The organism is Streptomyces racemochromogenes, from assembly GCF_044129415.1.
In the GTDB taxonomy this organism is placed as follows: Bacteria; Actinomycetota; Actinomycetes; order Streptomycetales; family Streptomycetaceae; genus Streptomyces; species Streptomyces racemochromogenes_A.
In genome coordinates, this window is sequence record NZ_JBBDHD010000082.1 from 1 (window position 1) to 25,061 (window position 25,061).

General features: G+C 75.0%; 23 protein-coding genes. 11 read left to right on the forward strand and 12 right to left on the reverse strand.

Features of this window, described 5'->3' with window-relative positions; genetic code table 11:
- Window positions 1-577 (reverse strand): GntR family transcriptional regulator (locus WDV06_RS25620; RefSeq protein ID WP_395512131.1); only part of this gene is annotated, 577 nt, incomplete at its 3' end.
- A 321-nt stretch (window positions 578-898) separates the two neighbouring features.
- On the opposite strand from WDV06_RS25620, the gene WDV06_RS25625 reads away from it, so the two are divergent.
- From WDV06_RS25625 to WDV06_RS25640, 4 genes are all read left to right on the forward strand, one after another.
- Entirely contained in the window at window positions 899-1,750 is an 852-nt protein-coding gene (locus tag WDV06_RS25625) for an alpha/beta fold hydrolase (protein WP_395512132.1), read from the forward strand.
- Window positions 1,751-1,920: 170 nt separating this feature from the next.
- Entirely contained in the window at window positions 1,921-3,519 is a 1,599-nt protein-coding gene (locus WDV06_RS25630) for an alkaline phosphatase D family protein (RefSeq protein ID WP_395512133.1), read from the forward strand.
- Window positions 3,520-3,653: 134 nt separating this feature from the next.
- A complete protein-coding gene (locus tag WDV06_RS25635) occupies window positions 3,654-5,072 on the forward strand; it encodes a GNAT family N-acetyltransferase (protein WP_395512134.1) in 1,419 nt (472 codons plus the stop codon).
- 35 nt (window positions 5,073-5,107) lie between these two features.
- Window positions 5,108-6,817 (forward strand): DUF885 domain-containing protein, encoded by a 1,710-nt coding sequence (locus WDV06_RS25640; RefSeq protein WP_395512135.1) that lies wholly within the window; start codon window positions 5,108-5,110, stop codon window positions 6,815-6,817.
- Between the two features lie 68 nt (window positions 6,818-6,885).
- On the opposite strand, the gene WDV06_RS25645 is transcribed toward WDV06_RS25640, so the two are convergent.
- Entirely contained in the window at window positions 6,886-7,398 is a 513-nt protein-coding gene (locus WDV06_RS25645) for a rhodanese-like domain-containing protein (RefSeq protein ID WP_395512136.1), read from the reverse strand.
- 94 nt (window positions 7,399-7,492) lie between these two features.
- Between WDV06_RS25645 and WDV06_RS25650 the strand changes: the two genes are divergently transcribed.
- Window positions 7,493-7,939 (forward strand): Lrp/AsnC family transcriptional regulator, encoded by a 447-nt coding sequence (locus WDV06_RS25650; protein WP_395512137.1) that lies wholly within the window; start codon window positions 7,493-7,495, stop codon window positions 7,937-7,939.
- Here WDV06_RS25650 and WDV06_RS25655 read toward each other — a convergent pair.
- Window positions 7,929-10,940, reverse strand: a complete 3,012-nt coding sequence (locus tag WDV06_RS25655; protein WP_395512138.1) for an AAA family ATPase — start codon at window positions 10,938-10,940, stop codon at window positions 7,929-7,931. The genes WDV06_RS25650 and WDV06_RS25655 overlap by 11 nt on opposite strands.
- Entirely contained in the window at window positions 10,937-12,118 is a 1,182-nt protein-coding gene (locus WDV06_RS25660; RefSeq protein WP_395512139.1) for an exonuclease SbcCD subunit D, read from the reverse strand. The genes WDV06_RS25655 and WDV06_RS25660 overlap by 4 nt, the downstream gene beginning before the upstream one ends.
- A 225-nt stretch (window positions 12,119-12,343) precedes the next feature.
- Between WDV06_RS25660 and WDV06_RS25665 the strand changes: the two genes are divergently transcribed.
- The gene (locus WDV06_RS25665; protein WP_395512140.1) at window positions 12,344-13,666 is read left to right on the forward strand and encodes a vanadium-dependent haloperoxidase; all 1,323 of its coding nucleotides are present in this window, start codon (window positions 12,344-12,346) and stop codon (window positions 13,664-13,666) included.
- Window positions 13,667-13,681: 15 nt separating this feature from the next.
- Here the strand turns inward: WDV06_RS25665 and WDV06_RS25670 are convergent, their stop codons facing one another.
- Window positions 13,682-14,311, reverse strand: a complete 630-nt coding sequence (locus WDV06_RS25670; RefSeq protein ID WP_395512141.1) for a YigZ family protein — start codon at window positions 14,309-14,311, stop codon at window positions 13,682-13,684.
- A gap of 91 nt (window positions 14,312-14,402) precedes the next feature.
- Here WDV06_RS25670 and WDV06_RS25675 point away from each other — a divergent pair, with 91 nt between their 5' ends.
- Window positions 14,403-14,807 (forward strand): CoA-binding protein, encoded by a 405-nt coding sequence (locus WDV06_RS25675; protein WP_395512142.1) that lies wholly within the window; start codon window positions 14,403-14,405, stop codon window positions 14,805-14,807.
- A gap of 24 nt (window positions 14,808-14,831) precedes the next feature.
- Here the strand turns inward: WDV06_RS25675 and WDV06_RS25680 are convergent, their stop codons facing one another.
- The gene (locus WDV06_RS25680; RefSeq protein WP_395512159.1) at window positions 14,832-15,422 is read right to left on the reverse strand and encodes a helix-turn-helix domain-containing protein; all 591 of its coding nucleotides are present in this window, start codon (window positions 15,420-15,422) and stop codon (window positions 14,832-14,834) included.
- A gap of 107 nt (window positions 15,423-15,529) precedes the next feature.
- Here WDV06_RS25680 and WDV06_RS25685 point away from each other — a divergent pair, with 107 nt between their 5' ends.
- Window positions 15,530-16,396: an EamA family transporter gene (locus WDV06_RS25685; RefSeq protein ID WP_395512143.1), complete on the forward strand. Its 867-nt coding sequence runs from the start codon at window positions 15,530-15,532 to the stop codon at window positions 16,394-16,396.
- Between the two features lie 301 nt (window positions 16,397-16,697).
- Here the strand turns inward: WDV06_RS25685 and WDV06_RS25690 are convergent, their stop codons facing one another.
- Window positions 16,698-17,438 (reverse strand): acyltransferase, encoded by a 741-nt coding sequence (locus WDV06_RS25690; protein ID WP_395512144.1) that lies wholly within the window; start codon window positions 17,436-17,438, stop codon window positions 16,698-16,700.
- Between the two features lie 132 nt (window positions 17,439-17,570).
- Here WDV06_RS25690 and WDV06_RS25695 point away from each other — a divergent pair, with 132 nt between their 5' ends.
- Window positions 17,571-18,137: a gamma carbonic anhydrase family protein gene (locus WDV06_RS25695; protein ID WP_395512145.1), complete on the forward strand. Its 567-nt coding sequence runs from the start codon at window positions 17,571-17,573 to the stop codon at window positions 18,135-18,137.
- Window positions 18,138-18,175: 38 nt separating this feature from the next.
- Here WDV06_RS25695 and WDV06_RS25700 read toward each other — a convergent pair whose 3' ends face one another.
- Both WDV06_RS25700 and WDV06_RS25705 read right to left on the reverse strand, forming a co-directional pair.
- The gene (locus WDV06_RS25700; RefSeq protein ID WP_395512146.1) at window positions 18,176-18,838 is read right to left on the reverse strand and encodes a DedA family protein; all 663 of its coding nucleotides are present in this window, start codon (window positions 18,836-18,838) and stop codon (window positions 18,176-18,178) included.
- A 165-nt stretch (window positions 18,839-19,003) separates the two neighbouring features.
- The gene (locus WDV06_RS25705; RefSeq protein ID WP_395512147.1) at window positions 19,004-19,456 is read right to left on the reverse strand and encodes a DUF4442 domain-containing protein; all 453 of its coding nucleotides are present in this window, start codon (window positions 19,454-19,456) and stop codon (window positions 19,004-19,006) included.
- Window positions 19,457-19,552: 96 nt separating this feature from the next.
- Here WDV06_RS25705 and WDV06_RS25710 point away from each other — a divergent pair, with 96 nt between their 5' ends.
- Together WDV06_RS25710 and WDV06_RS25715 are read left to right on the forward strand one after the other, a co-directional pair.
- Window positions 19,553-20,596 carry a hypothetical protein gene (locus WDV06_RS25710; RefSeq protein WP_395512148.1) on the forward strand — a complete coding sequence of 348 codons (1,044 nt, stop codon included), beginning with the start codon at window positions 19,553-19,555 and terminating at the stop codon, window positions 20,594-20,596.
- A gap of 91 nt (window positions 20,597-20,687) precedes the next feature.
- On the forward strand, window positions 20,688-21,998 hold the full coding sequence (locus WDV06_RS25715; RefSeq protein WP_395512149.1) for an MFS transporter: 1,311 nt from the start codon (window positions 20,688-20,690) through the stop codon (window positions 21,996-21,998).
- Here the strand turns inward: WDV06_RS25715 and WDV06_RS25720 are convergent.
- The 3 genes from WDV06_RS25720 to tuf all read right to left on the reverse strand — a co-directional run bounded on the left by WDV06_RS25720 (window position 21,985) and on the right by tuf (window position 25,000).
- Window positions 21,985-22,776 carry a spermidine synthase gene (locus tag WDV06_RS25720; RefSeq protein ID WP_395512160.1) on the reverse strand — a complete coding sequence of 264 codons (792 nt, stop codon included), beginning with the start codon at window positions 22,774-22,776 and terminating at the stop codon, window positions 21,985-21,987. The two genes, WDV06_RS25715 and WDV06_RS25720, sit on opposite strands and share 14 nt — an antisense overlap.
- 96 nt (window positions 22,777-22,872) lie before the next feature.
- A complete protein-coding gene (locus WDV06_RS25725) occupies window positions 22,873-23,733 on the reverse strand; it encodes a patatin-like phospholipase family protein (RefSeq protein WP_395512150.1) in 861 nt (286 codons plus the stop codon).
- A gap of 85 nt (window positions 23,734-23,818) precedes the next feature.
- Window positions 23,819-25,000: an elongation factor Tu gene (gene tuf / locus WDV06_RS25730; RefSeq protein WP_395512151.1), complete on the reverse strand. Its 1,182-nt coding sequence runs from the start codon at window positions 24,998-25,000 to the stop codon at window positions 23,819-23,821.
- Between the last annotated feature and the right edge of the window lie 61 nt (window positions 25,001-25,061).

The following is a 25,061-nucleotide window of genomic DNA, read 5'->3' on the forward strand; positions in this document are numbered from 1 at the left end:
CGCGGCGCGCGCCGCCCCCCCCCCCCGCGCCGCCGCGCCGCCCCCCCCCCCGCCCCGGGCGGCCCCCCCCCCCCCCCCCCCCCCCCCCGCCCCCGGCGGGGGCGTCGATGGCGGAGAGCCCGGGCACGGAGGCGGCGGGCACGTACAGCAGTTCGGCGGCGACGGCCTGGCCCTGCGTGACGCGGGTCCGGCGCACCGTGTGGACCGGCTGGTCGGCGGCGGTGCCCAGCAGCGCCAGGACCGCTGCAGCCGGGACGGTCTCGACGGAGTCCACGGCCTCCCAGCCGTCGGCGCTGTCGCCGGGCCAGCCGTCTCCCGTGCTGCCCACGGCGACGCCCACCCGCGGCGGGGCGACGGTCGTGCCGACCCCGCGGCGGCGCTGCAGGCGCCCTTCGAGTTCGAGCTGTTCCAGGGCTTGGCGCAGGGTGGCGCGGGCGACACCGAAGCGCGCGGCGAGTTCACGCTCGTTCGGCAGGACCTCGCCCACCGCGAAGTCCCGGTCCAGCGCCTCGCTGAGGACGGTCTTGAGGTGCCAGTACTTCGGCTCCGGTACCGATTCGAGCTGCGTGGTCCCCACCCTGACTCCTCCTGCGATCGCCGCCGGCGCCCTGTCCGGCGGCGGTTTCCAGCGGCAGTCCGCGCCGCAGTTCCGCGCCTTTGTTTATTAAAGGTTCCTGCACTATCCCTGCGACGATAGGACGGCACACCCCCTTGGTCAAGACCAATCCTCGCCAATCGGCCGGGCAGATCGGGCATATGTAGCAAGACGTTCACAGGATGTTCGTGCTCGCCTCGTCTTTCCCCAAGGCCCTGACCCGACGGCTACCGGGCGGTAATGATGGGGCGGCGGTCCCCGCGACGGCCCGCATCCCATCGTGTCCACCCGACGAGGAGCAGCATGACCGCCACGGTCTCCTTCACGATCGATTCGCCGCTGGGCCCCGGTACCGCCACCGTCGCCTACGAGCGCAAGGGCGCGGGCGAGCCCCTGCTCCTGCTGCACGGCATCGGCCACCACCTCCAGGCCTGGCACCCGGTCTCCGCGGTCCTGGCGGCCGAGTACGACGTCATCGCCGTCGACCTGCCCGGGTTCGGCGCCTCCGAGCCCCTGCCGCCGGGCGTCCCCTACGGCCTGGAAACCGTCGCCCCGGCCCTCGGTGCGCTCTGCGCCGCCGTGGGCGCCGAGCGCCCGCACGTCGCGGGGAACTCCCTCGGCGGCCTGCTCGCGCTGGAGATGGGGCGCCTCGGCCTCGCCCGCTCCGTCACCGCCCTCTCCCCCGGCGGGTTCTGGTCGGAGCCCGAGCGGGTCTACGCCTTCACCGCCCTGCGGGCGATGCGCGCCGGCGCCCGGGCCCTGCCCCGCCCGGCGCTGGAACGGCTCGCGCGCAGCGTCCCGGGCCGGGCCGCGCTCACCGGCACCATCTACTCCCGGCCGGGCCGGCGCGCCCCGCAGGCCGTCGTCGCCGAGACCCTGGCCCTGCGGGACGCCACCGGGTTCGAGCAGACCCTGGCCGCGGGTGCCTCCGTACGGTTCGGCCACGACCTGCCCGGACTGCCCGTGACCATCGCCTGGGGCTCCCGTGACCGGCTGCTCCTGCCGCGCCAGGGCGTGCGCGCCAAGCGGACCATACCCGGGGCCCGCCTGGTGCGGCTGCGGGACTGCGGGCACGTGCCGATGAACGACGACCCGGCGCTCGTCGCCCGGGTCGTCCGCGAGACGGCCCTCGGCGCCGCGCACGCCGGGGCGTGACCGCAGCGCCCCGCGGCGTCCCGCGGCGACGTTCGGCGGCGGCCCCGACGGCGCGCGGCATGATCGGCTGACGGCTGTTCATCCACGGTTCGCATGGGCGACTCGGCCGGTCCGGTGTGCGAGGGCACACTGGTCCGGCCCTCCCCCCTGCCGTCCCTGGAGACGCACCCATGGCCTCGATGCCGCACACCCGACGGTCCCTGCTCGGCGGTTCGCTCGCCGTCCCGGTGGGCCTGGCCCTGTCCACGGCGCTCGCCGCGCCCGCGCTGGCCGCCTCACCCCGGGTCCCCGCCTTCACCCGCTCCGGCCGCCCGGCCGCCCTCTGGGGCGTCCAGTCCGGCGAGATCACCGCCCACTCGGCCACCGTCTGGACGCGCTCCGACCGGCCGGCGCGGATGTGCGTCGAGACCTCCCCGAGCGAGTCGTTCCGTTACGGCGTCCGCCGCCACGGCGGCCCCTTCCTCGGCCCGGCCACCGACTTCACCGGCACCGCCACCCTGCGGGACCTGCCGCCCGGCCGGCAGATCCACTACCGGGTCGTCCTCACCGACCCCGACGACCCCCGCCGGTGCAGCGAGCCGGTGCGCGGCAGCTTCCGCACCACGCCCGTCTCCCGCCGGCAGGACGTGCGCTTCCTGTGGTCCGGGGACCTGGCGGGACAGGGCTGGGGCATCAACCCCGAACTGGGCGGATACCGGGTCTTCGACGAGATGCGGCTGCGCGACCCCGACTTCTTCCTCTTCAGCGGCGACACGATCTACGCCGACGGGCCGCTCAAGGCCGCCGTGCCGCTGCCCGACGGCCGTGTCTGGCACAACGTCACCACCGAGGAGAAGGCCAAGGTCGCCGAGACCCTCGCCGAGTTCCGCGGCAACTTCCGCTACAACCTGCTCGACCACAACCTGCGCGAGTTCTACGCCCAGGTCCCGGTCCTCGCCCAGTGGGACGACCACGAGGTGCGCAACAACTGGTACCCGGGCCAGCTGCTCGACGACCCGCGCTACACCGTCAAGGACGTGGACACCCTCGCGGCCCGCGCCCGCCAGGCCTTCGGCGAGTACTTCCCCGTGACCGACCTGCGGGGCGGGCGCGCCGAGGGCCGGATGTACCGGGTGCTGCGGCACGGCCCGCTGCTGGACGTGTTCGTGCTCGACATGCGCACCTACCGCGACGCCAACTCCCCCGGCCGCCAGACCGACGACCCGGTCGGCATCCTCGGCACCGAGCAGCTGGCCTGGCTCAAGCGGGAGCTCTCGCGCTCCCGGGCGACCTGGAAGGTGATCGCCGCCGACATGCCCCTGGGCATCGTCGTCCCGGACGGGGCGGTGGACTTCGAGGCGGTGGCCCAGGGCGACCCGGGGGCCCCGCTCGGGCGCGAACTCCAGATCGCCGACCTCCTGCGCCACATCAAGCACCAGCACATCACGGGCACCCTCTGGCTCACCGCCGACGTCCACTACACCGCCGCCAACCACTACGCCCCCGAGCGTGCGGCGTTCGACGACTTCGCGCCGTTCTGGGAGTTCATCTCCGGACCCATCGGAGCGGGCGGCTTCCCCGCCGGGAAGCTGGACGCGACGTTCGGGCCGCGGACCGAGTTCGTCCGGTCGGCGCCGGTCGCCAACATGTCCCCCGCGGAGAACCCCCCGTACTACGGCGAGGTCGAGATCGACGGCGACAGCGGGGAGCTCACCGTGCGGCTCCGCCGGCAGGGAGGTGGCGTACTCTTCACCCGGGTGCTCCGGCCGGGCCGCGTCGGACAGGCGTGAGCGCACCGGCCCGACGGGCGGGACGGCAGCCGAAACCGCCCGGAAAAACGGGAGAAACCGGCCAGAGCGACGCTTAACCAGTCGGTCACAGATCGTTCGTGATCACGCAACACCCGGCCGCCAGAGTGTGGTGCATGACTGATCGCAACCCCGCTGCGCGCGCCTCCCGTCCCCACCGCCACCACTGGCGCCGGGACCTCGTCGAACTCGCCGCCCTGTTCTGCGCCGTGGCCGTCGCCGACGGCATCGCCAACCTCGTCGCGCACGGCCCCCGCGGGCCGCTCCTGCTGGTCGCCTCGGCCGTCGCACTCCTGGTGACGGCGGGCTTCCACACCTGGTGGGCCCGCCGGCACAGCCATGCGCCGCCGCCGGAGACCGCCGCGCCCTCCGGTCCGCCCCACCCGGCGCCGGAGGAGACCCCGTCGGACACCGCGCGGGTGACCGGGGCCCTGTGGCGGATGCGGACGACCGTGCGTGACGAGCCCGGCAGCCTCGCCGCGCTGTGCACGGCCCTGGCCCGGGCCAACGTGGACATCCTGACCCTCCAGACCCACCCCCTCCCCGAGGGCGGCACGGTCGACGAGTTCCTGCTGCGCGCCCCCCGGCACCTCGCCACCGCCGACCTGACCCGCGCCGTCTCCCGGGCCGGCGGCCGCGGCACCTGGATCGAACGCGCCGACGCCCACGACCTGGTGGACACCCCCACCCGGGTCCTGGGGCTGGCCACCCGCACCGCCCTGGACGCCGCCGAGCTCCCCCTCGCCCTGCGCCAGCTCCTCGGCCGCTGCACCATCCAGTCGATCCCCGCCACCACCCTCTCCGGCCGGCCCAACACCGGCGCCGACGCCCCCGTCGAGGGCGTCTTGGAGGCCACCGTCATGCGGCTGCGCGACCCCTCGGGCGGGGCGATCACCGTGGAGCGCCCCTACCTGCCCTTCACACCCACCGAGTTCGCCCGCGCCCGTGCCCTCGTCGAGCTCGACGCCCGCCTCGGCCCCCGCGTCCCGCGGAGCCAGGACGTGCTGACCCTGCCCGAGGGCAACGAGATCACCGTGCGCCGCGCCGACGGCTCGGACCTGGCGGCCGCCCGCGCCATGCACGACCGGTGCAGCGACCGCACCCTCGCCCTGCGCTACCACGGCCCCGTCGCCGACGCCGACCGCTACCTCGGCCACCTGCTCAGCCCCCGCTTCGGCCGCACCCTGGCCGCCACCACCGCCTCCGGCCGGCTCGTCGCCCTCGGCCACCTGCTGTGGGACGGGGACGAGACCGAGGTCGCGCTCCTCATCGAGGACGAATGGCAGCGCCGCGGCATCGGTTCCGAACTGCTGCGCCGGCTGCTCGCGCTGGCGGTCGAGGCCGGTTCCGACAGCGTGTACGCCGTCACCCAGGCCTCCAACACGGGCATGGTCGCGGCCATGCGCGGCCTCGGCCTGCCCCTGGACTACCAGATCGAGGAGGGCACCCTGGTGATCACGGCCCGGCTGGAGCCGGCCGGGGCCGTCAGGCGCCCGGAATCCGGACTCCGACAGGAGAACAAGCCCGTATGGTGATGACGTAGGGGTGCCGCTCATACGAAGATGTCCGCATGTCAGACACCCTCCACAGTGACAGCGCGGCTCTTCTGCCCCGTCAGGTCGCCGACGCCTACGTCGACGAACTCATCGCCATCAACCCGATCGTGGGCACCTACCTCGGTGTCGCCGCGAGCAGCGGAAAGCTCCCCGACTTCTCGCCGGCCGGCCGCGCCGAGGCCGCCCGGCTGTCGCGCGGCACGCTCGCGCGCCTCGACGAGGCCGAGCGGCTGCCCGGCGCCGACAGCGATGTCGAGCGCCGCTGCGCCCGCCTGCTGCGCGAGCGTCTGAACGCCGAACTCGCGGTCCACGAGGCCGACGAGGACCTGCGCGCCGTCAGCAACATCCACTCCCCGGCGCACGAGGTCCGCGAGGTCTTCACCCTCACCCCGGCCGACACCGAGGAGGACTGGGCCGCCATCGCCGAGCGGCTGCGCGCCGTCCCGGCCGCCTTCGCCGGCTACCGCGAGTGCCTGGCCCTCGGCCTGGAGCGCGGCCTCCTCGGGGGGCCGCGCGCCACCGCCACCTTCATCGGCCAGCTCACCACCTGGGCCGGCCAGGACGGCGACGGCGAGCGGGACTTCTTCGGGGAGTTCGCCTCCGCCGGCCCCGACTCCCTGCGCGCGGACCTGGACGCCGCGGCCGCCGCCGCGACCGCCGCCGTGGTCGAACTGCGGGACTGGATGCGGGACGTGTACGCCCCGGCCGTCGCGGACGCCCCGGACCCGGTGGGCCGCGAGCGCTACGCCCGCTGGTCGCGCTACTTCAACGGCACGGACCTGGACCTGGACGAGGCGTACGCCTACGGCTGGGCCGAGTACCACCGCCTGCTCGCCGAGATGAAGGCCGAATCGGCCAAGATCCTCCCGGACGAGGAGAACCCCTGGAACGTGCTGCGCCACCTGGACGAGCACGGCACCCACATCGAGGGCGTGGACGAGGTCCAGGCCTGGCTGCAAGGCCTGATGGACGAGGCCATCGAGAACCTCGACGGCACCCACTTCGAGCTCGCCGAGCGGGTCAAGCGGGTCGAGTCGAAGATCGCCCCGTCGGGCGGCGCCGCGGCCCCGTACTACACCAACCCCTCGGAGGACTTCTCCCGTCCCGGGCGGACCTGGCTGCCCACCATGGGCCAGACCCGCTTCCCGGTGTACGACCTGGTGTCCACCTGGTACCACGAGGGCGTTCCGGGCCACCACCTCCAGCTGGCGCAGTGGACGCACGTGGCCGACCGGCTGTCGCGCTACCAGGCGAGCGTCGGCCTGGTCAGCGCGAACGCGGAGGGCTGGGCCCTGTACGCGGAGCGCCTGATGGACGAGCTGGGCTACCTCAAGGACGCCGAGCAGCGGCTGGGCTACCTGGACTGCCAGATGATGCGCGCGGCCCGCGTGATCGTGGACATCGGCATGCACCTGGGGCTGGAGATCCCGGCGGACTCGCCGTTCCACCCGGGCGAGCGCTGGACGGTGGCCCTGGCGCAGGAGTTCTTCGGGCGGCACAGCGGCCGTCCGGCGGACTTCATCGAGAGCGAGGTGACCCGCTACCTGTCGATGCCGGGCCAGGCGATCGGCTACAAGCTGGGCGAGCGCGCCTGGCTGCTGGGCCGGGACAACGCCCGCGCGGCGCGCGGTGAGTCCTTCGACCTGAAGGCCTGGCACATGGCGGCGCTGTCGCAGGGTTCGCTGGGTCTGGACGACCTGGTGGACGAGCTCTCACGGCTCTGAGACCTCGTACGCGACCACGGTGTGCCGCCCGCTCCCTTCACCGGGGCGGGCGGCCGTCGTACGGGGGGTCAGCAGCCGCAGTCGTCCGAGTCGGTCGGGGCGGTCAGCGGGTCCGCCCCGTCGCGCCGCTGCGGGCCCTGCCAGGTCTCGACCTCGAAGCCCTCGCGGATCCAGTACTCGATGCCGCCGAGCATCTCCTTGACCTGGAAGCCGAGTTCGGCCAGGGCGAGCGCCGAGCGGGTGGCGCCGTTGCAGCCCGGGCCCCAGCAGTAGGTGACCACGGGGACGTTCTTGTCGAGGAGCTTCTCGGCCTGCTCGGGGATCAGCGCGGTGGGCAGGTGGATCGCGCCGGGCACGTGGGCCTGGTCCCAGGACGGGGTGGAGCGGGAGTCGATCAGCTGGAAGCCGAGCTCGGCCCCCTGCTCGCGGTGCGCCGTGAGGGCCGCGGCGACGTCGGACACGTCCGCGTGGAACGCAAGGCTGGCCGCGAAGTAGGCGGCGGCCGCGGCCGGGCTCGCCGGCGGAACCCGCAGGACGGGGTTGGTGGGGGTGGGGGCGGTCGCGTGGCTCGTCGTCGTCATGGCTCAAAATCTACGAACCGTTGATCGTTCCGGGAAGTGGTATTCCCCGGCCTTCGGCTTGTTCCGCCGGGGAATCCCCTGTTAGACCTGGCCCATGACCGGCTATTCCCCCGACGCCACCGACTGGCGCATCCTGGCGGCCCTCCAGCAGGACGGCCGGGCCAGTTTCACCGAGCTCGCGCGCGCCGTGTCGATGTCGGCGAGCGCCGTCACCGAGCGGGTCCGCAGAATGGAGGAGGCCGGGATCATCACCGGCTACACCGCGGTCGTCGACCACGAGAAGCTCGGCAAGGCGATCATGGCCCTGGTGCGGCTGCGCTATCCGCACGGCAACTACAAGCCGTTCCACGACTTCCTGGAGGCGACCCCGGAGATCCTGGAGGCCCACCACGTGACGGGTGACGACTGCTTCGTCCTCAAGGTGGCCACCCGGTCGATGGCGCACCTGGAGGAGGTCACCGGGCGGATCGCCGGCCTGGGTCCGGTGACCACCAGCATCGTCTACTCGTCCCCGCTGGCGCGGCGTCCGCTCAGTCCGTGACACCGGCGGTGCGGTGGCGCACCACCGAGCCGCCGCGCTGCTTGACGATCTCCAGCTGGGCCTGGACCCGGCTGCGCAGGTCACCGACGTGGCTGACGATGCCGACGCTGCGGTCGCGTTCGCGCAGGCTGTCCAGTACGTCGAGGACCTCGTCCAGGGCCTGGTCGTCGAGGCTGCCGAAGCCCTCGTCGATGAAGAGGGTGTCCAGCCGCATGCCGCCCGCCTCGTCGGTGACCACGTCGGCCAGGCCCAGGGCCAGGGCCAGTGAGGCGAAGAAGGTCTCGCCGCCGGAGAGGGTGGCGGTGTCCCGCTCGCTGCCGGTCCAGGCGTCCAGTACGTGCAGCCCCAGACCGGAGCGCCCGCGTCCGCTCGCCCGGGCGTCGGAGTGGACGAGGGTGTAGCGGCCTCCGGACATGCGCAGCAGGCGCACGCTCGCCGCGGCGGCGACCTGTTCCAGCCGGGCGGCCAGGACGTACGACTCCAGCCGCATCTTGCGCTCGTTGTCGGCGGAGGTGCCCGCGGTGAGCCCGGCGAGGCGGGCCACCCGCTCGTAGGCCTCGCGCAGCGGCCCCAGAGCGCGCAGTTCGTGTTCCGCCTGCCGGGAGAGCCGGTCCAGTTCGGCGCAGCGGACCCGGGCGGCGTCCACGGCCGAGCCGGCGGTGCGCAGCAGGGCCGCGGCCCGTTCCGCGGCGGCCTCGGCGGTGGCGGGGTCGGCCGGGGGCAGGGCGGCGGCCGCGGCGGTGTCGGCCTCGGCGCGGCGGTCGGCGAGCATGGCCTCCTCGGCCTGCCAGGCGTCGAGGCGGTGCTGGAGGGCGGTGCGCTCGTACTCGGGGAGCACGGCGTCGGCGGCCGCGTCGGTGGTCTCGAAGCCGGCTTTGAAGGCGGCGTCGGCGAGCTGGTCGTCGGCTTCCTTGAGCCGTGCGGCGGTGACCTCGGCGCGGCGCAGCGCGGCCGCGGCCGTGGTGACCATCCGGATGCGGTCCTCCAGGGTGCGGGCGCGGGCCGCGACGCTGGGCGAGTCGCCGCGGACGAGGACCAGTTCGGCTTCGAGGGCGGCCTGCTCCCGGTCGAGGGCCTCGCGCCGGGAGGCCCGGGCGGCGGCGCGGCGTTCGGCTTCGAGCCGGTCGGAGCTGCGTGCCTCGTGCTCCCGCTCGGCGCGGGCGAGGCGTTCGCGGGCGGCGTGGAGTCTGGTGGCCTCGGCCTGGGCGGCGGCGTGACGGGCGCTCAGGTCCTCGGTGAGGGCCAGGAGTTCGGCGGTGGTCGCGGCCCCGGCGGCGCCGGCCGCCTCCGCCTCCGCCTCCCGGACGGCGGCGAGCCGGCGTTCGACGGCGGCCCGGCGCTCCTCGGCCTGTTCGAAGCGGGCGTGGGCGGCGTCCTCGGCGGCCCGGTCCACGTGCCCGGGGGCGGGGCGCGCCGGTGCGGGGTGCTCGGCCGATCCGCACACCGTGCAGGGTTCCCCGGGGGTGAGGGCCCCGGCCAGCTCGGCGGCGATGCCGCGCAGCCGGTCCTCCTTGAGCTGCAGCCACCGCTCCCGGGCGGCGTACGCCTCCTCGCGTACGGAGTCCAGCTCACCGGCGGCGGCTTCGGCGTCGGCGGCCAGGGTGTCGCGGCGCCGGGCGGCGGCGAGCTGCCTGCGGGCGGGCTCCAGCCGGCCGGCGAGCTGCTCCGCGAGGGTGAGGGCCTGCTGGGCGGCGTCGACCCGCTCCTGGAGGGCGGCACGGGTGGCGTCCCAGCGGGCCAGCCAGTCGGCGGACTCCTGGTGCTGCTCGTCGGCGTCGCGGGCTTCGCGCTCCAGCGTGGCCCGCTCGCGGCCGATCTCGGCGCTGCGCTGTTCCGCCCGCCGGGCGGCGCCGGCCGCGCCGAGGTCCTCGCGCAGGCGCTGTTCGACGGCGCCGAGCTGTTCGGTGCCGGCCCCGGCGAGGGCGGGGGGCAGCTCCGCCCGGGCGAGGGTCTCGGCGTGCGCGGCGGTGAGGTGGGCGGCGGCCGCGGCCCCGCGCAGTTCCAGGGCGGGGGCGACGAGGGCGCCCCGGCGGGCCCGGTCCAGCAGCTCCCGCACCCGGGCGCGTTCCGGTCCGGCCTGCTCCAGCAGGGCGGCCCGGCGGGCGGTTTCGGCGTGGCGGTGCTGGAGCCGGCCGAGTTCCCGGGCCTCCTCGGCGGCGCGCCGGGCCGCGGCGTGCCGTCCCTCGGCGGCGGCCAGGGCGTACTCGGCGACGGTGAGCCGCTCGCGGGCGGAGCAGCGGGCGACGGCCGCCCAGGCGCGGACGGCGTCGGCGAGGCCGGGGTCGCCGGGCTGGTGGGCGGGGAGCGGCCAGGCGCGGAGGTCGGCGCTGTCGCCGGCGGCCTGGGCGAGGCGCTGGGCGGCGGCGAGGACCTTCTCGTCGCCGGCCCGCACCTTGGCCTCGGCGGCCCGGCGGCGTTCGGCGAGGAGGGTCTCGACGGCGGCGAAGCGGCGGGTGTCGAAGAGCCGGCCGAGGAGCCGGCCGCGGGCTTCGGCGCCGGCCCGCAGGAACTGGGCGAACTCGCCCTGCGGGAGGAGGACCACCTGGCAGAACTGCTCGCGGCTCATGCCGAGGAGCTGTTCGATCTCCTCGCCGATCTCCTGGTGGGAGCGGCTGAGGGCGGTCCAGCCGTCGGCCGTGTGCTCGCGGAGCCAGGACTGGGCCTTGTCCTTGGTGGTGCCGGTGCCGCGTTTCTTGGGGCGGTCCTGTTCGGGGCGCCGGGTGATCTCCAGGCGGCGGCCGCCCGCGGTGAGTTCGAGGGTGACCTCGGTCGGGGTGTCGGGGGCGGCGTGGTCGCTGCGCAGGGTGGTGCCGGGGGCCTGGCGGGAGCCGGGCACGGAGCCGTAGAGGGCGTAGCAGACGGCATCGAGGACGGAGGTCTTGCCGGCGCCGGTGGGGCCGTGCAGCAGGAAGATCCCGGCGCCGGAGAGGGCGTCGAAGTCGATCCTCTGGGGGGTGGCGAAGGGTCCGAAGGCGGTGACCTCCAGGCGGTGCAGCCTCATCGGGCGGCCTGCCGGCCGGCGTCCTCGCAGGCCGCGGCCTGGACGCGGACCTCGTCGAACGCTCCGCGCAGGACGGCCCGTTCGGCCTCGTCGGCGCTGCCTCCGCCGCGGACGTGGGCGACGAAGTCCTCGGCGATCTCCTGGTCGCTGCGGCCCCGCAGCCGCTGGGCGTAGGAGGCGGCGCCGTCGTCCCGGCGGCCCTCGGGCTCGAAGGCGAGGCTGAGGGTGTGGGGGAAGCGGGCGGTGAGCCGGGCCATGGGGTCCCGGGGGCGGACGGGGTCGGTGAGGACGGCCTCGACCCAGCTGTCCTCGCGGCCGGTGAGGGCGGGGTCGTCGAGGAGCTCCTCCAGCCGGCCGCGGAGCCGGGCGAGGGGGCGGGGGACGGGGGTGTCGAGCCGCTCGGCGGTGATCTCCCCGGCGGGGCCGAGTTCGACCAGCCACATGGTCTTGCGGTGGTCGGCCTCGGAGAAGGAGTAGGCGAGCGGGGAACCGGAGTAGCGGACCCGTTCGTTGATCGTCTGGCAGCCGTGGAGGTGGCCGAGGGCCGCGTAGTGGACACCGTCGAAGACGGATGCGGGGACGGCCTCGACCCCGCCGACGGCGATGTCGCGTTCACTGTCGCTGGCCTGTCCGCCGGTGACGAAGGCGTGCGCGAGGACGACCGAGCGGGTGCCCTCGGGCCGTCCGGCCAGGTCGGTGCGGACCCGGTCCATGGCCGCGCCGAGGACGGCCTCGTGACTGACCTTCTCCGCCGCGAACTCGTCCTTGACCAGCGCAGGTTCCAGGTACGGCAGACCGTAGAAGGCCACGTCGCCGTGGGCGTCGGCCAGCACCACGGGGTCGGCGCAGCCGGCCGGGTCGGTCCTGAGGTGGATCCCGGCGCGGCCGATCAGTCCCGCGCCCACGCCGAGCCGGCGGGCGGAGTCGTGGTTGCCGGAGATCATCACGGTGGGCACGCCGAGGTCGGCGAGGCGGTGCAGCGCCCGGTCGTAGAGCTCGACGGCGGGCAGCGGGGGCACGGCCCGGTCGTAGACGTCCCCGGCGACGAGGACGGCGTCGACCGCGTGCTCGCGCACGGTCTCGACGAGGTGGTCGACGAACGCGGCCTGGGCTCCGAGCATGTTCACGCGGTGGAAGGACCGGCCCAGGTGCCAGTCGGAGGTGTGCAGGAACTTCACTCGACCGCTCCGACCCGCACGCCGTTCTCCTCCATGACTTCCGCGCCGGCAGCGCTGCGCGCCGGCCATCCACGGTAACCCGTCCGCGCCGCCGGCCCGGCCCGCGGGGGAATCCGGGCCGCTCTGTTACGGCCCCGTGGCGGCGGTGCCAACGTTCCGTGGCCGGTACGCCGTGGCGGCTTCGTGTGCTTGTCCGCCGTCGCGGCCGCTCGCTAGCGTCGCCGCATGCCGCTCCCGCGACCTTCCCGCCCACCGGTTCCGGGCCCCGCCCGCCCGCCGGTGCCCCGTCCCTCGCGTACCCGTCCGGCGCTGCTCGCCGCCGGCTGCGCGGCGCTGCTCGCGCTGACCGCCGCCGTCCCCTCGGCTGCCGCGCCCGTCCGCCCGGACCCGGCCGGGGCCGGTCCGGTGGTGCTCGACTGGTACGACGTCACCGCGCGGACCGTGGCCGCGACGGCCGCCCCGACGCAGATCACCAACAGCCGCACCTGGGCCGTCGGCTGGATCGCCGCCGCCCGGGCCGCCCGCGAGGCCCCCGGCGGCGGCCCGTCCCGGGGCCGGTTCCAGGACGCGGCCGTGGCCTCCGCCGTCCACGACGTGCTGGCCGCCCTCGCCCCTTCCCGCAAGGACGACCTCGACACGGCACTCGCCACCACCCTCGCCCGGATCCCGGACGGCCCGGCCGAGGACCGGGGGGTGGCCGCCGGATCCCGCCAGGCCAGGGCGGTGCTGGCCGCCCGCGCCGGCGACGGCCTGGACCCGGCCTCCTCCAACGCGCCCTTCCCCGTGCCCCCGGCCGCCCCGGGCGTCTGGCAGCCGACGCCCGACGGCTACGCGCCGGCCATCCAGTACGGCAACCGGCTGGGCCGGCCCTTCCTGCTGGAGCGCGCCGGGCAGTTCCGCCCGGGCCCGCCGCCCGCCCTGGACTCCGGCCGTTACCGCGCCGACCTGGAGGAGGTGCGGGCGTACGGTGCGGCGGACAGCACGGTGCGCACACCGCGCCAGACGGAGACGGCGAACTTCTGGTACAGCGGTTCGCTGACGCTCTACACCGACGCGCTGCGGGTCGCCGTGGCCCGCTCGCACGGCTCGACCGCCGACCGGGCGGCCTTGCTCGCGCTCTTCCACGCGGCGTCGGTCGACACCCAGATCGCCACCTCCGACGCCAAGTACACCTACCTGCGCTGGCGGCCGGTGACGGCGATCCGCACGGGCGCGATCGGCACCGACCCGGCCTGGCGCCCGCTGCACAACACCCCGGCCCACCCGGACTACCCCAGCGGCCACGCCACGTACGCGGGCGCCGCGCAGGCCGTGCTGGACGCCCTCGCGGGACCGGTCACGGAGCCGTTCGACCTGACCAGTCCGACCGCGCCGGGCGTCCGCCGCGCCTACGCGGGCTGGGACCAGCTCACCCGGGACAACGTGGACGCCCGGGTGTACTCGGGGATCCACAGCCGCAGCGCCGACGAGGTGGGCGCACGGCTCGGGGAGACGGTGGGGCGGTACGCACTGCGCCACGCGGACCGGCTGCTGTCCGGCCGCCTCTGACGGCCTGCCCGGGACTCACCCTTCGCCGTAGGCCTCTCCGCCGAGTTCGAAGCCTGCGGTCCCGGCGGTGACGTCGTTCAGCCAGGCCCGGAAGGAGTCCACGTCCGCCTCGGGGAGGCCGATCTCGATCGAGACGGCCTCCCCGTAGCGCACGTCCAGGACCGCGCGGCCGGTGGAGCGCAGGTCGTTCTGCGTCTTGCCGGCCCGCTGGTGGTCGACGGTGACGGTGGCCAGCCGGTAGCGGTGGCGGGTGACGGTGCCGAGCGCGTCGAGGGCCTCGCCCACCACCCCGCCGTAGGCCCGGATCAGCCCGCCCGCGCCGAGCTTCACGCCGCCGTAGTAGCGGGTGACGACGGCCACCGCGTAGCGGATGTCGCGCCGGGTCAGCATCTGGAGCATGGGCACGCCCGCGGTGCCGCCCGGCTCGCCGTCGTCGCTGGCCTTCTGGATGGAGGCGTCGGCGCCGATCACGTAGGCGAAGCAGTTGTGCGTGGCGGTGGGGTGCTCCCGGCGGATGCGCGCGATGAAGTCCTGCGCCTCCTGCTCGGTCGCGGCGGGCGCGAGCGAGCACAGGAAGCGCGAGCGGTTGATCTCGGACTCGTGCGACCCCTCGCGGGCCACCGTCTCGTACTGGTCTGCCTTCACCGCTCCACCCTACGGGGAATCGGACAGGTGTCCTTTCCGTTGAACGGGCGGAACCACCCATCGGACCCGGCAGCAGCAGGAGGCGGCGTACGTGTACGGCGACCAGGAGACCATCCGCAGGATCCTCACCGAACTCGGCGACACCTGGGCCGTGGTCGGGCTGTCCGGCAACCAGGACCGGGCGGCCTACGGGGTCGCCAGGGTCCTCCAGCGGTTCGGCAAGCGCGTGGTGCCCGTCCACCCGAAGGCGGAGACGGTCCACGGCGAGCAGGGCTACCCCTCGCTGGAAGCTGTCCCCTTCAAGGTGGACGTGGTGGACGTGTTCGTGAACAGCGCGCTGGCCGGCGCGGTCGCGGACCAGGCGGTCGCGGCCGGGGCGGACGCCGTCTGGTTCCAGCTGGGCGTCGTCGACGAGGCGGCCTTCGCCCGGACCCGCGAGGCCGGGGTGGAGATGGTCATGGACCGGTGCCCCGCCATCGAGATCCCGGCGCTGTAACGGGTCCCGCGTCGGCGGTGGCCGTCAGCGGTGGCCGTCGGCGCGCTGGACGGGCGGGATGGACACGGCCATCGTCATCTCCATCGGCACGCCGCCCTCGTTGCGGTAGGCGTGCGGGACGTTCGCCTCGAAGGAGACGGCCCCTCCCGCCGGGACCACGTGACGGTCGTCGGCGATCTCCAGTGTCAGCTCGCCGGCCGTGACGTGCAGCATCTCGAAGGTCCCGGCCGGGTGCGGGTCGGAGGCCGTGCCGTCGCCCGGCTCCAGGCGGTAGGTCCACATCTCCACCGGGCCGCGCCGGTCGTCGCCCAGCAGCATGCGCGCCTCGCTGCCCGGGGCGCTGGACCACATCCGCACCCCCTGTCCCGGCAGCACCAGGTGCACCTGCGGGCCGCGCTCGTGGTCCAGCAGGGTGGTGATGCTCACGCCGAGGGCGTCGGCCAGTTTGACCGTGGTGCCGACGCTGGGGTTCGTACGGGCCTGCTCGATCTGGATGATCATGCCGCGGCTGACGCCCGCGCGGGCCGCGAGCGCGTCCAGGGTGAACCCGCGCTCCCCGCGCCACCGCTTGAGGTTCCGGGCGAGCGCCTGGGTGAGCTGTTCGAGATCCGACACCATTCCGTCCAATATTTTGGATGACACAGTTCAACAGACTGAACTAACCTGCGGTGTAATCGATGCTGCACTCCACCGTTCACCGCACTGTACTGCGAGGTCCTGCCATGACCGCCCTCTTCGCCCTGGCCACAGCCGTGCTGTGGGGCCTCGCCGACTTCGGCGGCGGGCTGCTGACGCGCCGCCTGCCGGCGCTCACCGTGGTCGTGGTCTCGCAGGTCGCCGCGGTCCTCGTGCTCGGCTCGGTCGTCCTCGCGACGGGCGCCTGGCAGGAGGCCGGGCCGCAGCTCTGGTTCGCGGTGGCGGCGGGGGTGGTCGGGCCGGCCGCGATGCTCAGCTTCTACAAGGCCCTGGCGCTCGGCCCGATGGGCGTGGTCTCCCCGCTGGGCTCCGTCGGGGTGGTCGTCCCGGTCGGGGTGGGACTGGCGCTGGGCGAGCGGCCCGGGCCGGGGCAGCTGGCGGGCATCGCGGTGGCCTTCGTCGGCATCGTGCTCGCGGGCGGCCCCGAGCTGCGGGGCGCGCCCGTGCAGCGGCAGGCGGTCCTCCTCACCCTGGCCGCGGCCTTCGGCTTCGGGACCGTGATGGTGCTCATCTCGCACGCCTCCACCGGCATCACCGGGCTCTTCCTCGCGCTGTTCGTCCAGCGGGTCACCAACGTCGCCGTCGGCGGGGCCGCCCTGTGGGCGCAGACCCGGCGCGGAACGCCCGCCCTGCCGGAGGGCACCGGGCCGCGTGTCCTGTTGGGCCTGCTGCCCGCCCTGGTCTTCGTCGGCCTCGCGGACGTCGCGGCCAACGGAACCTACTCGCTCGCCGCCCAGAACGGCCCGGTGACGGTCGCCGCCGTGCTCTCCTCGCTCTACCCCGTCATCACCGCCCTCGCCGCCTTCGCCGTGCTCAAGGAGCGCCTGCGCAGCGTCCAGGCGGCGGGCGCCGGCCTGGCCCTGGCGGGCACGGTCCTCCTCGCGGCGGGCTGACCCCACCCCGCGCCGCCCCGCCACAGGCCCCAACGGCCCGACGAGCCACACCCCGACGGACCGCCCCGGGCCGCCACGCGACAGACCGGCCCCGGGCCACCCCGACGGACCGACTCCGAACCGCCACGCGACAGACCGGGCCCCGGCCGCACCACGACGGACCGGCCCCGGCACCGCTACGGACCGGCCCCGAGCCGCACCCCGACGACCCGGCCCCGAGCCGCACCCCGACGACCCGGCCTCGGGCCGCCGCGCCGGGGCGGTTCCGTCCGGCGACGCGGCGGGCCCCGGGGGGCCGCCCCTACTCGGCCTCCGCCAGCCGGGCCAGACCGCGCAGCTGCTCGGAGGTCACCCCGTCGGGGATCGGCACCGGCGCCGGAGTGCGCAGCGGCGGCTGCCAGCCGGTCTCGGGCTCCCACCGGCGCACGATCCGGGCCGGGGCCCCCGCCACCACGGCGTGGTCGGGCACCTCGCCCCGTACGACGGCACCCGCCGCCACCACCACGTTGCGGCCCAGCTTCGCCCCGGGGAGGATCACCGCCCCCGTGCCCAGCCAGCATCCCGGCCCGATCTCGACGGGGGCGCTGCGGGGCCACTGCTTGCCGACGGGCTCGTGCGGGTCGTCGTAGCTGTGGTTGGTGGAGGTGATGTAGACGCCGGGCCCGCAGAAGGTGTCGTCCCCGATGCTGATGCGGGCGTCGGCGATGACGTGGCTGCCCCGGCCGAGGACCACTCCGTTGCCCAGGACCAGCACGGGATCGGGGCCGAGGTCGAGGTCGGGCATCATCCCGGCGGTCAGGGTGACCTGCTCGGCGATGATGCAGTGCCCGCCCATCCGGATCCAGGCCTCGCCGAAGACGGTGCCCTGCGGGAAGGCGAGGCGGGTGCCTTCGCCGATCGCGCCGAACCGCAGCCGGCCCGGGTTCTGCGCGGTGACCGCGCCGGCCCGCTGCATCCAGCGCCAGCCCGCATGGACGGCGCGGCTGGCGAGGCTGCGGCGCAGCGCCGCCAGGGATGAGAACGTGTTCTGGTTCTTCGGCACCCGGCCACGGTAGTGGGCCGCGCGCCGGACGGCCGGACCCCGTTCCTGTGATCTTCACCCCATCGCGGACCGGCGGTGGCCGGTGCCCTACGGTGCCGGTAGCGCGGCATCCGGAAACAGAGGGAAACGATCATGACGAACCACACGGGCCACCCGGGCCAGGCCGGTCAGGGAGCTCTCATCGCGGCCGTGGGCGACCGGCGGCCGTCCGTGGACCCGACGGCGTTCACCGCCCCCACCTCGGTCGTGGTCGGCGACGTCACCCTGGGCGCGGGCGCGAGCGTCTGGTACTCGGCGGTGCTGCGCGGCGACTGCGGCCCGATCACGCTCGGCGCCGACAGCAACGTCCAGGACAACTGCACGCTGCACGTGGACCCCGGCTTCCCGGTCTCGGTCGGCGAGCGGGTGTCGATCGGCCACAACGCCGTGGTGCACGGCTGCACGGTGGAGGACGACTGCCTGATCGGGATGGGCGCGACCGTGCTGAACGGGGCCGTCATCGGCGCCGGTTCGCTGGTGGCCGCGCAGGCCCTGGTCCCGCAGGGCATGGTGGTTCCGCCCGGCTCCCTGGTCGCGGGCGTGCCGGCCAAGGTGCGGCGGGAGCTCACCGCGGAGGAGCGTGAGCACATCAAGGTAAACGCCGCGATGTACACGGAACTGGCGAAGCAGCACCGCGCCTCGGTCACCCCGGAGTCCTGAGCCTCCGTCCCCGGGGCCGCGGCCCCGGGGACCGCGGGTCAGTCGGCGGCGCCCGCCGGGGCGGCGACCCGCGCGGCAGCCTCCTCGCGGGCGGCTGCCGCGGCCTTCTTCATCCGGCCGCGGACCACCAGCGTCACGACGAGCCCGAGCAGCAGGGCCGCCACCAGGGCCAGCCAGGAGAACCGCTTCAGCCACGGCTCGGCGACGACGCCGACCGTGTAGATGACCGCGGTGGTGCCGCCGGCCCACAGGACGCCGCCGAGGACGTTGGCGATCAGGAACCGCCAGTACGGCATGCGCAGCACGCCCGCGAGCGGTCCGGCGAAGATCCGCAGCAGCGCCACGAACCGGCCGAAGAAGACGGCCCACATGCCCCAGCGGTCGAACGAGCGCTCCGCCACGGCCACCTGCTCCGGCCCGAAGTGCTTCGGGAAGCGCCGGCCCAGCCTCTCCAGCAGCGGCTTGCCGCCGCGGCGGCCGATCGCGTAGCCGATGGAGTCGCCGACGATCGCGCCCGCGATCGCGCACAGGCCCAGGACCACGGGGTCGATGTGACCCTGCTGCGAGGCCAGCAGGGCCGCGCTGACGAGGATGATCTCCCCGGGCAGCGGGATGCCCAGGCTCTCCAGCCCGATGACCAGACCCACCAGGAGATAGACACTGATCGCCGGAATCGTCTCCAGCCATTCCTGGACGTGCACCGGTTCGCCCTCCCTCGTCTTGACCGGCGCGCCCCCGGGACACGCCGAACGAGCAGCCTATCCGCTCCCCGTGACGGACTCCGCCCGCAGCACGGGTTCCCGCGGCGAACGACCGGCGAACACCTGCCGCCGGCGCGGAGGCCGCGGGCTGCCGGCCCGGCGGGGTCAGGCGTTGGGGCGGAGGGTCCAGACGACGGTCATCTCCCCCGTCACGGCCTCGTCCTCGCGCTGGATGGCGATGGTGACGGGAAACTCGGGGCGGCCGCCCGCGTCGAGTTCGGCGACGACCTCGGAGGCCGGGCGGCCCAGGGTCGCGGTGGCCGTCACGACGCCCTTGGCGAGCTTCTTGTAGCCGATCTCGGCCCTGACGGCCAGCGGCACCGCGCGCGAGAGCTGGTCGCCGAAGGCGGCCAGGACGATCGCACCGCTCGCGGACTCGGCCAGGGTGAACATCGCGCCGGCGTGCGGGCCGCCGACGTGGTTGTGGAAGTCCGGCTGGTCCGGGAGCCGGACGACGGCGCGCTCCGACGTGGTCTCCAGGAACTCCAGGTTCAGGGTGCGGGCCATCGGCACGGTCTGGGCGAGCAGTTCGCCCACGTTCATCTGTTCTGCGCTCATGGCACGCGATGTTACCCGCGAGTAGATGAAGTTGGCCAGAGCTCGGGAGGGGGCGGACGTGGCTCCCGCACCCCACTCCCACTATGGTTACCGGCCATGTGGCCAGGACAGCAGCAGCCGCCCGGGGGACAGCAGGGCCCCCAGGACGCGCAACAGAACCCGTACCAGCAGCAGCCGGGACAGCCGAACCCGTACCAGCAGCAGCCCCAGCCGGGATTCGGTCAGCAGCAGCCCGGCTACGGCTACCCACAGGCGGGCGGTTACCCGACCCCGCCGCCGGTCCAGCCGTGGGGCCAGCCCACCCCGCAGCCGACCGCGCCCCGGCCGTCCGGCGGGAGCCCGTTCTCCACGAAGACGGTGGCCATCGTGGCGGCCTCGGCGGTCGTCGTGACGGCGGCCGTCACCGGAGCCTTCGTCCTCACCCGGGACGACAAGGGGAGCAACCAGGCGAGCAACAAGCCCGCCGCCCCCTCCTCCTCCGCACCCGCCACCTCCGCCGCCCCGCCCGCCCCGAGCGGCAACCCGCGCGGCGGCGGCGACGCCAAGCCCGTCATCCCGGGCTGGAAGGTGGTCATCAACCCGAAGCACGGCACCGCCTTCGACGTCCCGCCGGAGTGGAACGTGGCGAGCTCCGGGGTGATCTCCGGCTTCGAGGACGCCGAGAAGCACGACGGCTCCCCCCTCGTCACCTTCTCCGCACCCGCCTTCCTGAAGGAGGACTGGTGCAAGGTGGACTCCAACAAGGACGGCAAGGAGGAGAGCACCGGACTGGCGGGCACCGGCACCAAGGGCGGCCAGGGCGCCAAGGACACCGCCGGGGCCGCGCACAGCGAGGCGGGCACCTGGGTCTTCGCCGCCTACTCGCAGAAGCTGCCCAAGGAGCAGGTCAAGATCTCCGAGTCCAAGGAGTACACGACGCTCTCCGGCCTCAAGGGGCACTTCGCGACGGCGACCGTGAGCAACGTCCCCAAGGAGAACAAGTGCTCCTCGGACGGCAAGAGCATCGCCTTCAGCTTCCGCAACTCCAAGGGTGACTTCGCCAGCTGGGTCATGTGGGCCGCCGCCGGGGTCCCCGGCGAGGTGGACCAGGCCACCGAGGAGAAGATCATGAGTTCCGTCCGCCTCATCGACGGCAACTGACCCCGCGCCACCTCACCCCACCTCCGGGCCGATTATCCTTTTTCCGGTTATTCGTTTGGATTCTCGGCCCGGGGCGGGGGATAGTCCCCGGGTGAGCTCTCCCCCCACCGACTCCCCCGCCGCTCCACGCCGCCTCCCCTCCTGGGCGGGCCGCAACTACACCCTGCTGACCGGCGCCGCGGTCGTGACGAACCTCGGCAGCCACGGAGCGCTCATCGCCTCCGCCTTCGCCGTCATGGACGCGGGCGGCTCGGGCGGCGACGTCGGCCTCGTCGCGGCCGCCCGTACGCTGCCCCTCGTCCTCTTCCTGCTCGTGGGCGGCGCCCTCGCCGACCGGCTCCCGCGCCACCGCGTGATGGTCGCGGCCAACGCCCTCAACTGCCTCTCGCAGGCCGCCTTCGCGGTGCTGGTCCTCACCGGTGACCCCCAGCTGTGGCAGATGATGCTGCTCACCGCCCTCTGCGGTACCGGCACCGCCTTCTTCAACCCGGCGGCCGAGGGCATGCTGCTCTCCAGCGTCTCGGGCGAGCACTCCAACCGGGCGTTCGCGCTCTTCCGGATGGCGATGAACGGCGCGGGCATCGGCGGGGCGGCCCTCGGCGGCGCCCTGATCGCCGCGATCGGCCCCGGCTGGGTCCTGGCCGTGGACGCGGCCGCCTTCGCGGTCGCCGGTGCCCTGCGCGCCTTCCTCGACGTCGGCCCCGCCACCGGGCGGGCTCCCGGCGGCGGCCTGCTGGCCGACCTCCGCGAGGGATGGGTGGAGTTCCGCACCCGGTCCTGGCTGTGGAGCATCGTGCTCCAGTTCTCCGTCGTCGTCGCCGTCGTCGGAGCGGCCGAGGCGGTGTACGGGCCCCTCGTCGCCCGCGACCGGCTGGGCGGGCCCGCCCCCTGGGGGCTGGCCCTGGCCTTCTTCGGCGTCGGCACCATCGCCGGCGCCGTCCTGATGATGCTGTGGAAACCCCGCCGTCTGCTGCTGGTCGGCACCCTGTGCGTGTTCCCGCTGGCGCTCCCCTCCGCGGGCCTCGCGGTGCCGCTGCCCACCTGGGGGCTGTGCGCGGTGATGTTCGTCAGCGGCACCGCCGTCGAGGTGTTCGGCGTGAACTGGATGACGACCATGCACCAGGAGATCCCCGAGGAGAAGTTCTCCCGGGTCGCCGCCTACGACTGGTTCGGCTCGGTCTCCATGCTCCCGCTGGCCACCGCCCTGGCCGGCCCGGCCGAGTCGGTCCTCGGCCGCACCACGGCCCTGTGGGGCTGCGCGGCCCTGGTGATCGTCCCCACGGCCCTGGTCCTCCTGGTCCCGGAGGTCCGCCACATCACCCGCAGACCGGTCCCGCCGAAGTCCCCGGCCGGCGGCACACCCGCGCCCGCGGCCGCCGCCCCCACCGTCACCCCAGGCTGAACGCCCCCTCCGGCGGCTGCGGCGAGGCGACGGCGTCGGTGTCCGCCACCACCCGCGCCCCGCGCATGAACCGCGCGAGCCCCTCCCCCTCCTCCACCCGCGCGGGGAACGCGTCCCCGGCACACCGCCGGGCCAGCGCGGCCACCGGCAGGGGCGCGTCGGAGGCGAGCAGCACCGCGTTGCCGAAACGCCGCCCGCGCAGCACCCCGGGCTCGGCGATCAGCGCGAGCTCCGCGAACGCGGCGGCGAAGTTGGCCAGCTGGGCCTTCAGGAAGCCGAACGGCGCCCCGTCGGCCAGGTTCGCCGCGTAGAGCCCGCCGGGCCGCAGCACCCGGGCCGCCTGGCGGGCGTACTCCACCGAGGTCAGCCGGGCCGGCACCCGGGAGCCCCCGAACACGTCGGCGACCAGCACGTCGGCACTGGCCCGCGGCGCCCGCTCCACCCAGTCCCGCGCATCGGCGGCGTGCACCTCCACCCGCGCCCCGGGGGCCAGCGGGAGGTGCTCCGCCACCAGCTCCACCAGGGCCGCGTCGAACTCGACCACGGTCTGACGGGAGCCCGGCCGGGTCGCCGCCGCGTAGCGGGGCAGGGTCAGCCCGCCGCCGCCCAGGTGCAGCAGGTCCAGCGCCACCCCGGGCCCGGCCGCGCAGTCCAGGACGTGCGCGAGGCGGCGTACGTACTCGAACTCCAGGTGCGCGGGCTCGTCGAGGTCCACGTAGGACTGCGGCGCCCCGTCCACGGTGAGCAGCCAGGCCCGCTCCCGGTCCACGTCCGGCATCAGCTTGGCGGTGCCCTGGCCCACTTCCCGGATCACCGGGATCTGTTCGTCGCTCACCCCTCCATTGTCGGGCCCGCCGCCCCGCGCCCGTCCCGGTCAGCCCTCCGCCCAGACGGCCGCCGCCTCGGCCACGTGTGCGGCGGCCTGGGCCAGCCCCGCCCGCGCCGCGGGGGCCCGCCGGGCCGGGTCGAGCACGTTGCGGCCGAAGGCCTTGCGGGCCTCCGGGGACGGGGTGATCAGCACCACCCGGGCGCCCTCGGCCCGCAGCCGGGCGGCCTCCCGGGCCGGGGAGGGCAGCTTCCCCCCGCCGAGGGCCATCGGCGCGAGGACCGCCACGCGCCGGTAGCCCGCCGCCAGGTCGGCGTTGGTGGCGGAGCGGACGCCTCCGTCCACGTACCGGCGGCCGTCGATGGTGACGGGCGCCCACACCCCGGGCACGGCGCAGCTCGCTGCGACGGCGTCCACCAGCCCGGCCCCGCGCTCCCGGTCGAAGGGGGCGCTCTCGCCGGTCAGCGCGTCGACGGCGGTGACGACCAGGCGCCGCTCGGGCCACTCGTGCGAGACGAGCCGGGCCGCCAGGACCTCGCGCCGCTCCGCCTCGGGCGGGGTGTCGGCGGCGAGGGCCATGGCGCCGACCCGCCTGCGGTACTCGGCGGCGTCGCGCGAGCGGAGCAGGGCGAGGGCGTAGCGGGCGTAGAGGGCGGCGCCGAGTCTGGCCGCGATCTCCCCGGCCGGGTCGGCGAGCTGGCGCTCGTACAGCTCCCGCGGGGTGAGCAGCCCGGACGCGAGCTGGGCCCCGACCACCGAGCCGGCGGAGGTGCCGACGACGAGGTCGGCTCCGGTGAGGTCCACTCCGGCGCGGGCGAGCCCGTAGAGGATCCCGGCCTCCCAGCCGATGCCGGTGAGCCCGCCGCCGCCGAGCACCAGTGCCGTGTCACGTACCGTGCCGCCGCTCATCGCCGCCCGCCCCTCGCCCCGCCCGTAGACGCCCGTGTGGTGACGGCAGTCTGGCAAAGCCGGACCGCCGCCACCACACCCGGGTCTACCCGAGCACCTCGGTCACCGTCCCCGCGCCGACGGTGCGCCCGCCCTCGCGGATCGCGAAGCCGAGCCCCGCCTCCAGGGGCACGTCCCGGCCCAGTTCGACGGTCATGGTCACCGTCTCGCCGGGACGGGCCAACCCGGCCTCGCCCAGATCCACGTCGCCGACCACGTCGGCGGTGCGGATGTAGAACTGCGGCCGGTAGCCGGAGGACAGCGGCGTCGTCCGGCCGCCCTCGCGCCCGGAGAGGACGTACACCCGCGCGGTGAAGCGGCGGCGCGGCGCCACGCTGCCGGGCGCGGCGACCACGTGCCCGCGGCGCACGCCGTCGCGGTGCACCCCGCGCAGCAGCAGGGCGACGTTGTCACCCGCCTCGGCGGACTCCATCGGCTTGCCGAACGTCTCCAGACCCGTGACGACGGTCTCCACCGGCTCGCCCTCGCCGCCGAGGAGCGCGACGCGGTCGCCGAGCCGGACGGTGCCCCGCTCGACGGCGCCGGTCACGACGGTGCCCCGGCCGGTGATGGTCAGGACGTTCTCGACCGGCAGCAGGAACGGCGCGTCCGTGTACCGCACGGGCATCGGCACGTACGTGTCGACCGCGTCGAGCAGCGCCTCGACCGCCCCCGTCCAGCGCGGGTCGCCCTCCAGCGCCCCGAGCCCGGAGACCCGTACGACCGGCGCCTCCTCGCCGCCGTAGCCGTGGGCGGTGAGCAGCTCGCGGACCTCCAGCTCGACCAGGTCGGTCAGCTCCGGGTCCCCGGCGTCGGCCTTGTTGAGGGCCACCACGATGTGGTCCACGCCGACCTGCCGGGCGAGGAGCACGTGCTCGGCGGTCTGGGGCATGACCCCGTCGAGGGCGGAGACGACGAGGATGGCCCCGTCGAGCTGGGCCGCGCCGGTGACCATGTTCTTGATGTAGTCGGCGTGGCCGGGCATGTCGACGTGGGCGTAGTGGCGGGTGTCGGTCTCGTACTCGACGTGCGTGAGGTTGATCGTGATGCCGCGCCGGGCCTCCTCGGGCGCGCGGTCGATCCGGTCGAACGGCACGAAGGAGGCGCCCCCGCGGTCGGCGAGGACCTTGGTGATGGCGGCGGTGAGGGTGGTCTTGCCGTGGTCGACGTGACCCATGGTGCCGATGTTGAGGTGCGGCTTGGTGCGGGCGAAGGCCGTCTTGGCCATGGTGTCTTTCCCGTGTCTCGAAGCTGGAACGGGACCCCTGGAGCGAACCGACCCTCCCCCT

Bases quoted from the DNA above. Each gene is read 5' to 3' on its own strand.
- WDV06_RS25625 (WP_395512132.1), top strand. From the start codon at position 899: ATGACCGCCACGGTCTCCTTCACGATCGATTCGCCGCTGGGCCCCGGT.
- WDV06_RS25630 (WP_395512133.1), top strand. From the start codon at position 1,921: ATGGCCTCGATGCCGCACACCCGACGGTCCCTGCTCGGCGGTTCGCTC.
- WDV06_RS25635 (WP_395512134.1), top strand. From the start codon at position 3,654: ATGACTGATCGCAACCCCGCTGCGCGCGCCTCCCGTCCCCACCGCCAC.
- WDV06_RS25640 (WP_395512135.1), top strand. From the start codon at position 5,108: ATGTCAGACACCCTCCACAGTGACAGCGCGGCTCTTCTGCCCCGTCAG.
- WDV06_RS25645 (WP_395512136.1), bottom strand. From the start codon at position 7,398: ATGACGACGACGAGCCACGCGACCGCCCCCACCCCCACCAACCCCGTC.
- WDV06_RS25650 (WP_395512137.1), top strand. From the start codon at position 7,493: ATGACCGGCTATTCCCCCGACGCCACCGACTGGCGCATCCTGGCGGCC.
- WDV06_RS25655 (WP_395512138.1), bottom strand. From the start codon at position 10,940: ATGAGGCTGCACCGCCTGGAGGTCACCGCCTTCGGACCCTTCGCCACC.
- WDV06_RS25665 (WP_395512140.1), top strand. From the start codon at position 12,344: ATGCCGCTCCCGCGACCTTCCCGCCCACCGGTTCCGGGCCCCGCCCGC.
- WDV06_RS25685 (WP_395512143.1), top strand. From the start codon at position 15,530: ATGACCGCCCTCTTCGCCCTGGCCACAGCCGTGCTGTGGGGCCTCGCC.
- WDV06_RS25695 (WP_395512145.1), top strand. From the start codon at position 17,571: ATGACGAACCACACGGGCCACCCGGGCCAGGCCGGTCAGGGAGCTCTC.
- WDV06_RS25705 (WP_395512147.1), bottom strand. From the start codon at position 19,456: ATGAGCGCAGAACAGATGAACGTGGGCGAACTGCTCGCCCAGACCGTG.
- WDV06_RS25710 (WP_395512148.1), top strand. From the start codon at position 19,553: ATGTGGCCAGGACAGCAGCAGCCGCCCGGGGGACAGCAGGGCCCCCAG.
- WDV06_RS25720 (WP_395512160.1), bottom strand. From the start codon at position 22,776: ATGCCGGACGTGGACCGGGAGCGGGCCTGGCTGCTCACCGTGGACGGG.
- WDV06_RS25725 (WP_395512150.1), bottom strand. From the start codon at position 23,733: ATGAGCGGCGGCACGGTACGTGACACGGCACTGGTGCTCGGCGGCGGC.
- tuf (WP_395512151.1), bottom strand. From the start codon at position 25,000: ATGGCCAAGACGGCCTTCGCCCGCACCAAGCCGCACCTCAACATCGGC.